This window comes from Streptomyces sp. NPDC097595 (assembly GCF_044761525.1).
Classification (GTDB): Bacteria; Actinomycetota; Actinomycetes; order Streptomycetales; family Streptomycetaceae; genus Streptomyces; species Streptomyces drozdowiczii_A.
This window is the reverse complement of the sequence record NZ_JBIWCN010000020.1, coordinates 167,440-179,432: the sequence shown is the minus strand read 5'-3', so window position 1 is coordinate 179,432 and position 11,993 is coordinate 167,440. Positions and strand designations below refer to the sequence as shown.

The window sequence follows — 11,993 nt, the reverse complement described above, 5'->3', positions numbered from 1 at the left end:
GGCTGCACACCTACAATCACCACCGCGGACACACCGCACTGAAAGGCCAACCACCCGCCAGCCGCGTCCCCAACCTCACAGGGCAATACACCTAGTCGACGGTGCCGTACATGCGGTCGCCCGCGTCGCCGAGGCCCGGCACGATGTAGCCGTTCTCGTTGAGCCGCTCGTCGACCGAGGCGGTGACCACGGTGACCGGCGTCCCGGCGAGCTCGCGCTCCATGACCTCGACGCCCTCGGGGGCGGCGAGGAGCACGACCGCGGTGACGTCGTCGGCGCCGCGCCTGATCAGCTCCTGGATGGCCGCGACGAGCGTGCCGCCGGTGGCCAGCATCGGGTCGAGCACATAGACCTGGCGGCCCGAGAGGTCGTCGGGCATCCGGCTCGCGTACGTGGACGCCTGGAGCGTCTCCTCGTCGCGGATCATGCCCAGGAAGCCCACCTCGGCGGTCGGCAGCAGCCGGACCATGCCGTCCAGCATGCCGAGACCGGCCCGCAGGATCGGGACGACCAGGGGGCGGGGGTACGACAGCTTCACGCCGGTGGTGGGTGTCACCGGGGTCTCGATGTCGACCTGTTCGGTGCGCACATCGCGGGTGGCCTCGTACGCGAGCAGGGTCACCAGCTCGTCGGCGAGGCGCCGGAAGGTCGGGGAGTCGGTGCGCTTGTCGCGCAGGGTGGTGAGTTTGTGCGCGACCAGCGGGTGGTCGACGACGTGGATCCGCATGACTCCCAGCGTAGCCGCGCCTCCCGTACCCGTGCGCTGGCATCATCCACACGTTCGGGGGGAAGGTGGTGGCATACGGACCCAGCGACGCAGCCAGCCTTGGGGGTGAAGAGCCGATGGCCGACGGGGCACAGAGCGCCGATGACCCCAGGTACGCGCGGAACCCCCGGAGCACACCGGACACCCCCGACGCAACGGACTCCCCCGACGCGCCTGAGACCGACGCACAGCGCCGGCGGCGGCGCGCCCAGTTCCTCCGCGAGCTCCACGAGGCGAAGGCGCTGCGCGACCGGGTCCAGCCCCGGCGGGTCAAAGCCGCCCGAATGCGCCAGGCCATGCGGATGCGTACGTTCCGCTGGTAGCCCCTCCGACCTGCGGGAAAGCCGCTGGTGACGGTGGTGGAGAGAACTGATGGCCGACTCAACCGTCGAACTGCTCTCGCGAAGCGCCGGTTTCTGTCACGATGCCGAATGGGCGGGACGCAGGGCAGCCGGAGCACCGACTGCTCCCCGCCCGGACCGGCCCTTGGCCCCGAGACCAGTGGGAGAGTCACGGTGTACTTCGCCGCACTGCTCGCGCGCACCGAAGACGGGTGGGAAGCGAGCGACACGGAGCTCGACGATGTGGAGACCCTGTCCGACCTGACGGATCTGGCCCGTGACGCCTCGGTTGACGAGGACACGGTGCTCGTATTCATCGAACAGGAGGACGCCTGGTTCGGCGTCGTCCGGGTGGACGGTGAGGAGGACCCCCGGATCTACGTCTCGGACGCCTCCGCCGCCTCCCGCTCCTCGTACGGGGAGATCCTGCTCACCGACGAACTGCTCGGCCGCGAACCAGGGGCCGAGGACACGATCGCCGCCCTGGAGGAGCTCGTCGGCCTCGACGGCACCGAGGACGGCGAGCCCGAGACCACCGCCGACAACAACAACGACGAGGACGACGACGGGCCCTCCGCGGGCGTCGTCCCGGCCGGCCCGATCGGCGACTCCGGGGTCCTGTCCGACCTCGGGCTCCCCGAGGCCGAGCTGCTGATGCTGCGGACGGACGCCCTGTCGGAGATCGCGGACGCCCTCGGGGCGGCCGAGGTATTGGAGACCGTCCGCTAGGGTCCCGCGGGTGACCGAAGCATCCCGTCCGCACGCCCCGGACCTGCCCGATCCCGTACGGGACCCGTGGCGGGCGGTGATGCGCCACGCCCTGGCCGAGGCCGACCGTGCGGCGGCGACCGGCGACGTACCGGTCGGCGCCGTCGTCCTTGGCCCGGACGGCGCTCCGCTGGCCACCGGGCACAACGAGCGCGAGGCGACCGGCGACCCGACCGCGCACGCCGAGGTCCTGGCGCTGCGCCGGGCCGCCGCCGCACTCGGTGAGTGGCGCCTGTCCGGCTGCACCCTGGTGGTCACCCTGGAGCCCTGCACGATGTGCGCGGGCGCCCTGGTGCAGGCCCGGGTGGACCGGGTGGTCTACGGCGCCCGGGACGAGAAGGCCGGTGCCGCCGGTTCGCTCTGGGACGTCGTACGCGACCGCCGCCTCAACCACCGCCCCGAGGTGGTCGCCGGGGTCCTGGAGGCCGAGTGCGCGGCCCCGCTGACGGCCTTCTTCCGGGACCGCTGACCGGGCACCGGGCGCTGCCCCGTAACGGATTTCGGCGAACGGCCAACATGGTCTAAGCTCTCTCTCGGTAGCGTGTCCGAGCGGCCGAAGGAGCTCGCCTCGAAAGCGAGTGTGGGGAAACTCACCGAGGGTTCAAATCCCTCCGCTACCGCCAGCGAGAACCGCCCCCGAACCGTGTGAACGGATCGGGGGCGGTTTTACGTGTGCCCGCGCCCGGTGCCGGTTGGTCACCGGGCCCCGTGCTGGGGGATCATGCCGGGGGCGGCGGGACGCCCGCCGGGGCCGGCCACCGCCGGTCGGGCAGCCGAGAGAAGAAAGCACTGGCCGTTATGCAGATCGTGCGGGGCAAGAAGCTCGAAAAGGCCGCCGAGGGTGAATTCGAGCGACTGGTCCAGGAGAGTTCCCGGGTCGTTGTCGATGTCGGCACGGGGGACGCCAGGGCGTCCTATCGCATCGCCAAGGAGAATCCGGACTGGCTGGTCGTGGGCGTGGACCCGGCCTGGCAGCGGATGACGCAGACCAGCATTCGCAGCCGCCGCAAACCCGCCAAGGGCGGCGTACCCAATCTGCTGCTCGTGAACGCGTCGATCGAGAATGCCCCGGAGGAGCTTCAGGGCGCCGCCGACGAATTGCTGGTCCTGATGCCGTGGGGGAAATTGCTCCACGGTCTCGTGCGCGGTGACGAGGACATCTGGAGCGGCCTCCGTGCCGTCGCCAAGCCGAATGCGCCGCTCACGGCGACGGTCGGCACCAGCATTTGGCGGGAGCCCGTGCCGCGCGACATCCAGGGGCTTCCGGAGCTGACCCCTTCGTACGTCGAAGAGGTGCTCACCGGACAGGCGCTCGCCGCCGGCTGGAAGGTCACCGGTTTCCAGCTCACGAAGGCCGAGGACACGGCCGCCGTGTCCTCCTCGTGGGCGCGCAGGCTGGACTCGGACAGCACCGAGGTCATCGCCACCCTGACGGCGGTCACGGCCGAGCCGGAGGCGTGAGCCCGGCGGGTCAGCCCGTCGGGAACTGCCTGCAGTACTCGTACATGGCCATGGCGCCGGCCGTGGCGACGTTGTAGCTGTGCGGGGAGCCCCAGACCGGGATCTCCACACACTCGTCCACGCAGGCGAGCTCGTCCTCCTTGAGGCCGGTCCGCTCGTTTCCGAGGACGATGACCGACTTACGGGGGAAGCTGATCTCGTGCAGGCTCTTGGAATTGGTGGCCTGTTCGAGCGCGATGATGGTGTAACCGTCCTCGCGCATCTTCTTCAGCACCGGCGGAAGGCTCCGGCGCATTTCGATCTCGACGTTCTCGGCACCATCGCGCGCGATCTTCGGGTCGAGTTTCACATTGCCGCAGGCGATGATCCGCTCGACTCCGCAGCACCCCGCCGTCCGCACCACGCTGGACAGATTCACTCGGCTGCGGAACGCCGAGCACGCGATGACGAGCTCGCGGTTACGGAGCAAAGGGGTGCCCGGCTTATGGCGGAGGTGTTCGAACATGCCGGGAAGTCTACTGGGCCCCGGCCGACCGGCTCCGCGCATGCGGGCGCGGACTACCATGACCGGTCCGGACAACGCACCTAGGGCCTGGAGAAGGCAATGAAGATCCACGCCAAGGGGCACGCACACGTCCGCGCGACCCACGCCAAGACCCTGGAGTTCACCGGCGAGCGGGAGATCACGCCCCGCGCCACCTGCGTCGTAGGGGTGGCCGCCGCCTTCGACGAGGAGGGTCTGGCCCTCCTGCGCGGCCCGGTCGCCGTGCGCCTCGCCGCCGGGCCCCATGTCGCCACCGGCACCGCCGTGGTCAACCCGCACCACGAGGTGACCGACCGCCTGGTGCTCCGGCGCAGCGACCACGCCTCACCGGACACCTTCGCCTTCCGCAGCACCCTGGTGGCGAGCGACCTCGACCCGGACTTCGTGACCGCGCTGGGAGACCCGGCGACCGAGGTGACCCTGACGCTCACCGAGGCCGGGCCGCGCCGGCCGCTGGTCCTCGTCCACCGCCGCGGCCTGCCGGACCCGGAGGGGCGCCCGGGGCTGCTGTGGCGCGCGGCGGACGCCTCGGTGGACCTGGACGCGGCGCGCGTCCCGGACGAGGCGCGCGCGGCCCTCGCGGACGGCGGGGTGATCGCCGCGTCCGTCTCCGGCACGCTGGAGGGCGTCTCGCAGGCGGCCGGGGCGTGGCTGGCCGACGCGGCGGCCCAGGGGGCCCGGTTCGAGGTGACGGGCGACGCGACCGGGACCGTACCGGCGCTGCTCGCGGCGGGCCTGCCGGTCGCGCCGGTGGTCCACCTCGGCCGGACCGACCGCCGGGCGCTCGCCGCCCCGGCGCAGGCGGAGCTGGCGCGGACCGCACCGGCCCCCGTGGTGTTCCGGGCGCCCGCCGCCGATCTCGGCGTGCTCGCGGAGGTGCTGGCCGGGTCCGCCGAGGACCGCCGGATCGCGGTGCCGGACGGGCATCCCGATCTCGGGCACGGGGTGAGGTGGCTGCCGCTCTCCGAGGCGGTCGCGGCCGCCGGGGGCGAGGAGGACGAGCGCGTGTTCGTCCTGGCGCCGCCGGAGCGCGCGGCCTGGAACGTGGACCTGCGGCCGCTGCTTCCGCTGCTGGTGGAGCAGGGGGTCACCGCGCGCACCCTCAGCACGGTGCTCCGACCGTTCGGGATCAGCAGGCGGGACCTGTACGACGCGTTGGGGGATGCGCGGGGATCGCGCGAGAAGAAGTAGGAGGAGGGGGAAGCGGCATCGGGGGGATGTGCCGCTTCCCCCGGTCACGGGGCCTGCCGCTCCTTGCCGCGGTCGGGGGAGGCCACGGCATGGGTCCCCGGCAGGGGTCCCGTTCCCGGCCCCTCGGAGTCCGAGGGGCTCACCTTCCATCCTGCCTCGCCGGGACCCCCTCGCGGGCGGACCAAGGGCCCCGATGCGCGGGACGTTGGTCCCTGGCCCTCGGGGCCCTTGGCGCGGCCTGCGACGGAAACGGCCGACGGATCCGAGCATGCGTGTGGATAGACTCGCCCGACCGCACAGGGGATCGAAACCGCAGGGGATCGAAGGGGAGTCAGGGGCTGATGGTGCAAGCGAAGAAGATAGCTCTCTACGTGATTGTCGTCTTCGTGCTCTACACGATCATCAACTCCCCCGCCCGGGCCGCGGACCTGGTGCAAGTAGGGTTCGAGGGCATCGCGGACGCCGCGCAGGGCGTCGGCGACTTCATGTCCGAGCTCGTCAACTAGGGGTACCGCGTGATCCGCCATCTGGTCCTGTTCAAGCTGAACGACGGCGTCGAGCGGGACGACCCGAGGGTCGTCGCGGGCGCGGAGGCGTTCCGGGCGCTGGAGGGGACCATCCCGGAGCTGGAGTTCTGGGAGTGCGCCTGGAACATCACCGACCGGCCGATCGCGTACGACTTCGCCATCAACTCGGCGGTCGCGGACGAGGCCGCGCTGAAGCGTTACATCGAGCACCCGGACCATCAGGCGGCCGCCGGTCAGTGGCGTGAATTCGCCACCTGGGTGATCGCCGACTACCCGTTCTGACGCCTTCGGCCCTGCGAGCCCCTCACCGCGACGGTGAGGGGCTTTTCTTTGTCCCAGGGCCCGATGGACGCCCGGCGCACGTTTTAAACCCGGGCAGGGTCAACACGGCGCTATGGGGTGCTTGCACATAGTGGTCATGTCTTGTGATGCTATGACCGCTTTTGATGGACGGATTGACCGAAGTTGACCGCAAGCCGTAGTTGTTGACCGCGAAGGGGTGGCGTCACCGTGCCGGCCAGTACAGCGCCTCAAGTGCCTCCCCAGGTCCACCAGGCGGCACCGGCCGCCCCGCACTCCGGGCCGCCCGCCCCGCCGCCGGGCCAGGTGCAGACGACGGTCCACGAGACCCCGGACGAGACGGCCACCCCCGCCAGGACGCGGACCGCCGACACCAGGGCGCTCACCCAGGTGCTCTTCGGGCAGCTCAAGAACCTGGAGCCGGGCACCGCGGAGCACGACCGGGTGCGCACCGCGCTGATCGAGGCCAACCTCCCGCTCGTGCGGTACGCCGCCGCGCGGTTCCGCAGCCGGAACGAGCCGATGGAGGACGTCGTCCAGGTCGGCACCATCGGGCTGATCAACGCGATCGACCGCTTCGACCCCGAACGCGGCGTCCAGTTCCCGACGTTCGCGATGCCCACCGTGGTCGGCGAGATCAAGCGGTACTTCCGGGACAACGTGCGCACCGTCCACGTCCCCCGCCGGCTGCACGAGCTCTGGGTGCAGGTCACCGGCGCCACCGAGGACCTGACGACCGCGCACGGCCGTTCGCCCACCACCGCGGAGATCGCCGAGCGGCTGAAGATCTCCGAGGACGAGGTGCTGGCCTGCATCGAGGCCGGGCGCTCGTACCACGCGACCTCTCTGGAGGCCGCCCAGGAGGGCGACGGGCTCCCCGGCCTCCTCGACCGGCTCGGCTACGAGGACCCGGCCCTCGCCGGTGTCGAGCACCGGGACCTGGTCCGGCACCTCCTCGTACAACTGCCCGAGCGGGAGCAGCGGATCCTGCTGCTGCGGTACTACAGCAATCTGACGCAGTCCCAGATCAGCGCCGAACTGGGGGTCTCCCAGATGCATGTGTCAAGGCTCCTCGCCCGGAGTTTCGCCAGACTCCGATCCGCAAACAGGATCGAGGCGTAACCGAAACGGGTAGACCGTTCCCGGGGCGTTTCCCCGGGGCCAAAAGCCTCACACCCCTTGTTAACTGCGCAGACTCCCCCTGGACTTGTCGACAAGTCACTACAGCGTGTTGCCGACATGTGACATTCTGCGGGAAGTGAGTTTGCCGCAGCCCCGCCTCCGGTATTCAGGTGGAGGCTGCGTTCCTCCGATGGTCGTGGCCACCGCGACCGTCCGCGACCTCAAGGGGGTGGCATGTCCGAAGAACAGGGCAGCTCGAAGGTGCTCACGCTCGAAAAGAGCGAGCCCGCACCCGTTGCGCTCACCAGCTCGCCGGAAGCCATCGACACCCGCACGCTCTCCCGCTCCCTGTTCCTGCGGCTCGCCGCGCTGGGCCCCGCCCCGGGTCCCGGTGGGACCGACAGCCCGGAGCGTGCTTATGTGCGGGACACACTCATCGAGCTCAACCTGCCCCTCGTGCGGTACGCGGCGGCGCGGTTCCGGAGCCGTAACGAACCGATGGAGGACATCGTCCAGGTCGGCACGATCGGCCTGATCAAGGCGATCGACCGCTTCGACTGCGAACGGGGCGTGGAGTTCCCGACGTTCGCGATGCCCACCGTCGTGGGCGAGATCAAGCGGTTCTTCCGGGACACCTCGTGGTCGGTGCGGGTGCCGCGCCGGCTCCAGGAGCTGCGGCTCGCCCTCACCCGGACCAGCGACGAGCTCGCGCAGAAGCTGGACCGCTCGCCGACCGTGCCGGAGCTGGCCCGGGCGCTCGGGGTCACCGAGGAGGAGGTGGTCGACGGTCTGGCCGTGGGCAACGCCTACACGGCCTCGTCGCTGGACTCGCCCGCCCCCGAGGACGACGGCGGCGAGGGCTCGCTGGCCGACCGGCTGGGTTACGAGGACACGGCGCTGGAAGGCGTCGAGTACCGCGAATCGCTCAAGCCGCTGCTGGCCAAGCTCCCGGCGCGCGAGCGCCAGATCATCATGCTGCGGTTCTTCGCCAACATGACCCAGTCGCAGATCGGCGAGGAGGTCGGCATCTCGCAGATGCACGTCTCCCGACTGCTGACGCGTACGCTCGCCCAGCTCAGGGAAGGGCTCATCGCGGACTGAGTCCGCACCCGCCTCACCACCGGCCGCCGGGGCCCCCTCGGCGGCCGGTGCGCGTTCCCGTGCGGCGGCGGCCGCAAACCGAAACGCCGCCCCTCGCGGTCGGGCGAGGGGCGGCGCGAAGACGGATGCGGGACGGGACGCGTAACGGGTTCGTCAGCCGAGCGCGAGCCAGGCGACCGCGCCCAGCACGATGACCACCGCGACGATTCCGGCGATCAGTCCGGTCCTCGGACCGGAGGAGACGGCGGCGGGCTGCTGCGCGCGCTGCGGCTCGCCCTCGTCGACGAAGGCGCGGAACATCTGGGTGCTGCCGGCCGGGTCGTGGGAGCCCTCGGGACCCTGCGGTGCGTGGGGATTGTGTGCCATGTCGCAGGACCCTAGCGAACTCGGGCCAACGGCCCAACCCCCGGGCGCTGCCCGCCGATCCACGGCCGATGTGGCACGTACCACATCGCGCCCTCCACTACCGCAGACACTGCGGGTTTGACCAGGACCCGGCGCAGCCTTTTGCGTTCCTTTACTTCCGCAAGCCCCATTTCGTTTGCCTGCAGCAACCAACGGCTTCTATGGTTGCCCTAAGCAACAAGATGACCGGTGAGATTGTCTGGGGGTCCCGTGGCCGCACGGAGTCAGTACGAAGAACTGGCCCGGCAGCTGAGCGCCATCGGTGCCGTCAAACGAGGTCTCGCCCGCATCCTGCCCGCCGAGTGCCCCGGTGGCTCCGCCGCCGTGCTGACTCTGCTGAGCCGGCACGGGGAGATGCGGATCAGCCGGCTGGCCGAGCTCCTCGCGGTCGACATGTCGGTGACCAGCCGGCACGTCGCCCACGTGGCGGAACGGGGCTGGATCGAACGGTTCCCGGACCCGGCGGACAAGCGCTCCCGCATCCTGCGGCTGACCCCCGCGGGGGAAGGGGTGCTGGAGGACCTCTACCGCCGGTCGACCGAGATGTTCGCCTGCCATCTTCAGGATTGGTCCGACGACGAGGTCGGGCAGCTCAACACGTTGCTGGCCCGGCTGCGCGACAGCTTCTCCTGTCGCGGCACCGGAGGGTGCGCCCCCGGAAAGCACAGCGGCGAATGCCGCTCCCGCCGGGCCGACAGCCACGACGGCTCGTACACCCGTACACCCGCGTAACAGAAGCAAAGACAAGGACTTACATGGCTACGACCACACCAACCGGTGTGCGGGGCGGCCACGCCAAGCACGGGGGCCACGACGTCCCCGACGGCACGCCGATGTCACACCGGCAGATCATGGAGGCACTTGCCGGGCTGCTGCTCGGCATGTTCGTCGCGATCCTGTCGTCCACCGTCGTCTCCAACGCCCTTCCGGAGATCATCTCGGACCTGGGCGGCGGGCAGAGCGCCTACACCTGGGTCGTCACCGCCTCGCTGCTGGCGATGACCGCGACCACCCCCCTGTGGGGCAAGCTCTCCGACCTGTTCAGCAAGAAGCTGCTGGTCCAGATAGCCCTGGTCATCTACGTCGCGGGATCGGTCGTCGCCGGTCTCTCGACCAGCTCGGGCATGCTGATCGTCTGCCGTGTCGTGCAGGGCATCGGCGTCGGCGGTCTCTCCGCCCTCGCCCAGATCGTCATGGCCGCCATGATCGCCCCGCGCGAGCGCGGCCGTTACAGCGGCTACATCGGCGCGGTCTTCGCCGTCGCCACCGTCGGTGGCCCGCTGCTCGGCGGCGTCATCACCGACACCAGCTGGATGGGCTGGCGCTGGTGCTTCTACGTGGGTGTGCCGTTCGCGGTCATCGCCCTCATCGTGCTCCAGAAGACCCTGAAGCTCCCGGTCGTGAAGCGCGAGGTCAAGGTCGACTGGACCGGCGCCTTCTTCATCAGCGCCGCCGTCTCGCTGCTCCTCCTCTGGGTGACGTTCGCGGGCGACAAGTACGACTGGATGTCCTGGCAGACCGGCGTGATGCTCGCGGGCTCCGTGGTCCTCGCGCTGCTCTTCGTCTTCACCGAGTCCCGCGCCAGCGAGCCGATCATCCCGCTGCGGCTCTTCCGCAACCGGACCATCACGCTCGCCTCGCTCGCCTCGCTGTTCGTCGGTGTCGCGATGTTCGCGGGCACCGTCTTCTTCAGCCAGTACTTCCAGCTGGCGCGCGGCAAGTCGCCGACGATGTCCGGTGTCATGACGATCCCGATGATCGGCGGGCTGTTCCTCTCCTCGACGATCTCCGGCCAGGTCATCACCCGCACCGGCCGCTGGAAGGCATGGCTGGTCAGCGGTGGCTTCCTGGTCACCGCCGGTCTCGGCCTGCTCGGCACGATCCGCTACGACACGACGTACTGGCACATCGCGATCTTCATGTTCGTGATGGGTCTCGGCATCGGCATGATGATGCAGAACCTGGTGCTCGCCACGCAGAACCAGGTGGACCCGAAGGACCTCGGTTCGGCCAGCTCCGTCGTCACCTTCTTCCGTTCCCTCGGTGGTGCGATCGGCGTCTCGGCGCTGGGCGCCGTCATGGCGAACCGCGTCACCCATTACGTGAAGGACGGCCTGGCGGACCTCGGCCCGCAGGGCGCGGCCCTGGGCCACGGCGGCACCGGCGGCGGGGGCATCCCCGACCTGGACAAGCTGCCCGCCCCGTTCCGCACGGTCATGGAGGCCGCCTACGGGCACGGCGTCGGTGACGTCTTCCTGTACGCCGCTCCGGCCGCGCTGCTCGCCTTCCTGATCACGCTGTTCATCAAGGAGGTCGCGCTCAAGTCCCGGGCCGGCAACGACGCCCCGGCGCAGGCCGACGCGTCCGCCGAGGCCCCCGCCGACACCGTCACCGAGGCGGTCGCCGAGGGCGCCGCCGGGGTCACCGCCGTCGACACGGTGGGAGCTCCCGCCGAGGCCCCCGTGGACTTCGCCGAGGGCGGCACCCCCGTCCGCGGTGTGGTCCGGAGCGCCGAGGGCGCGCCCGTGGCCCGGGCGGCCGTCACGCTGATCTCGCTCGGCGGCCGGCAGCTGGGCATCGCCGCCCCGCAGGCCGACGGGAGTTACGCGCTGGCCGCCCCGGGCGCCGGTTCGTACGTCCTGATCGCGTCCGCCGACGGCTTCCAGCCGCAGGCGTCCACCGTGGTCGTCGGCGACGAGCCGCTGGCGTACGACATCCTGCTCTCCGGTACGAGCGGCCTGGCGGGCACCGTGCGCGCCGCCGAGAACGGCCTGCCGGTCGCGGACGCCATGGTCATCGTGACCGATGTGCGCGGCGACGTCCTGGCCACCGGCAAGTCCGCCGAGACGGGCGACTTCACCTTCGGCGAGCTGGTCCCCGGCGCGGTGACCGTCGCGGTCAACGCGGCCGGCTTCCGCCCGCTGGCCCTGCCCGTCGAGATCGGCGGCCAGGGGGTCACCCGGGTCGACGCCGCGCTCCAGGCCGGTGCACTGGTCCAGGGCGTCGTGCGGGCCGGTGCGAGCCGCCGCCCGCTGCCCGACGCGCGGGTCACGCTGGTCGACGCGGCCGGCAACGTGATCGCCAACTCGACGACCGGGGAGGACGGGGCGTACGCCTTCGCCGACCTGGACGCGGGCGAGTACACGGTCATCGCGACCGGCTACCCGCCGGTGGCCGGTGCCCTGACGGTGGCCGGTCACGGGGTCGACGGCCACGACATCGAGCTCGTCCACCCGGGCGAGTAACCCGACGGGTACGGGGTAGACCCCCGGCCCGCACCAGAACCCCTGGCGGGGGCGGCGCTTTTCGAGCGGAGGCGCCGCACCGGCCCGGTGGAAATGGGCCCCGGCGGGGGGGGGGGGGGGGGGGGGGCGGGGCGGCCCCCCCCCCCCCCCGCGCCCCCCCAAGTATTATAACCCGCCCGGGGGGGGGGGGGGGGGAGGGGCAGGGGAAGAGACACGACAAGA

General features: G+C 71.0%; 14 protein-coding genes and 1 tRNA gene. 12 read left to right on the top strand and 3 right to left on the bottom strand.

The window, feature by feature from the left end; translation table 11 throughout:
* Positions 1-91 precede the first annotated feature (91 nt).
* The gene (gene upp / locus ACIQZN_RS27910; protein ID WP_403999365.1) at positions 92-727 is read right to left on the bottom strand and encodes a uracil phosphoribosyltransferase; all 636 of its coding nucleotides are present in this window, start codon (positions 725-727) and stop codon (positions 92-94) included.
* A gap of 116 nt (positions 728-843) precedes the next feature.
* Between upp and ACIQZN_RS27905 the strand changes: the two genes are divergently transcribed.
* From ACIQZN_RS27905 to ACIQZN_RS27885, 5 genes are all read left to right on the top strand, one after another.
* Positions 844-1,089, top strand: a complete 246-nt coding sequence (locus tag ACIQZN_RS27905) for a hypothetical protein (RefSeq protein WP_403999362.1) — start codon at positions 844-846, stop codon at positions 1,087-1,089.
* Between the two features lie 192 nt (positions 1,090-1,281).
* Positions 1,282-1,836: a hypothetical protein gene (locus tag ACIQZN_RS27900; protein WP_403999359.1), complete on the top strand. Its 555-nt coding sequence runs from the start codon at positions 1,282-1,284 to the stop codon at positions 1,834-1,836.
* Between the two features lie 10 nt (positions 1,837-1,846).
* Positions 1,847-2,344 carry a tRNA adenosine(34) deaminase TadA gene (tadA, locus tag ACIQZN_RS27895; protein WP_403999356.1) on the top strand — a complete coding sequence of 166 codons (498 nt, stop codon included), beginning with the start codon at positions 1,847-1,849 and terminating at the stop codon, positions 2,342-2,344.
* A 66-nt stretch (positions 2,345-2,410) separates the two neighbouring features.
* Positions 2,411-2,498, top strand: a tRNA-Ser gene (locus tag ACIQZN_RS27890).
* Positions 2,499-2,673: 175 nt separating this feature from the next.
* Positions 2,674-3,336, top strand: a complete 663-nt coding sequence (locus ACIQZN_RS27885; protein ID WP_403999354.1) for an rRNA methyltransferase — start codon at positions 2,674-2,676, stop codon at positions 3,334-3,336.
* A 10-nt stretch (positions 3,337-3,346) separates the two neighbouring features.
* On the opposite strand, the gene ACIQZN_RS27880 is transcribed toward ACIQZN_RS27885, so the two are convergent.
* Complete coding sequence (locus ACIQZN_RS27880; protein WP_018101784.1) at positions 3,347-3,841, bottom strand: RNA methyltransferase; 495 nt, start codon at positions 3,839-3,841, stop codon at positions 3,347-3,349.
* 99 nt (positions 3,842-3,940) lie between these two features.
* Here ACIQZN_RS27880 and ACIQZN_RS27875 point away from each other — a divergent pair, with 99 nt between their 5' ends.
* From ACIQZN_RS27875 to ACIQZN_RS27855, 5 genes are all read left to right on the top strand, one after another.
* A complete protein-coding gene (locus tag ACIQZN_RS27875; RefSeq protein ID WP_403999350.1) occupies positions 3,941-5,071 on the top strand; it encodes a DUF371 domain-containing protein in 1,131 nt (376 codons plus the stop codon).
* Between the two features lie 341 nt (positions 5,072-5,412).
* On the top strand, positions 5,413-5,577 hold the full coding sequence (locus ACIQZN_RS27870; RefSeq protein ID WP_018101786.1) for a hypothetical protein: 165 nt from the start codon (positions 5,413-5,415) through the stop codon (positions 5,575-5,577).
* Between the two features lie 9 nt (positions 5,578-5,586).
* Positions 5,587-5,880 carry a Dabb family protein gene (locus ACIQZN_RS27865; protein WP_018101787.1) on the top strand — a complete coding sequence of 98 codons (294 nt, stop codon included), beginning with the start codon at positions 5,587-5,589 and terminating at the stop codon, positions 5,878-5,880.
* A gap of 252 nt (positions 5,881-6,132) precedes the next feature.
* Positions 6,133-7,020, top strand: coding sequence for an RNA polymerase sigma factor SigF (locus tag ACIQZN_RS27860; RefSeq protein ID WP_403999346.1), 888 nt, complete (start codon positions 6,133-6,135; stop codon positions 7,018-7,020).
* 234 nt (positions 7,021-7,254) lie between these two features.
* Positions 7,255-8,121 (top strand): RNA polymerase sigma factor SigF, encoded by an 867-nt coding sequence (locus tag ACIQZN_RS27855; RefSeq protein WP_403999343.1) that lies wholly within the window; start codon positions 7,255-7,257, stop codon positions 8,119-8,121.
* 153 nt (positions 8,122-8,274) lie between these two features.
* On the opposite strand, the gene ACIQZN_RS27850 is transcribed toward ACIQZN_RS27855, so the two are convergent.
* Entirely contained in the window at positions 8,275-8,487 is a 213-nt protein-coding gene (locus tag ACIQZN_RS27850; protein ID WP_330312888.1) for a hypothetical protein, read from the bottom strand.
* 249 nt (positions 8,488-8,736) lie between these two features.
* Between ACIQZN_RS27850 and ACIQZN_RS27845 the strand changes: the two genes are divergently transcribed.
* On the top strand, positions 8,737-9,258 hold the full coding sequence (locus tag ACIQZN_RS27845; protein ID WP_403999340.1) for a MarR family winged helix-turn-helix transcriptional regulator: 522 nt from the start codon (positions 8,737-8,739) through the stop codon (positions 9,256-9,258).
* A gap of 23 nt (positions 9,259-9,281) precedes the next feature.
* A complete protein-coding gene (locus ACIQZN_RS27840; protein ID WP_403999337.1) occupies positions 9,282-11,771 on the top strand; it encodes an MFS transporter in 2,490 nt (829 codons plus the stop codon).
* Positions 11,772-11,993 lie beyond the last annotated feature (222 nt).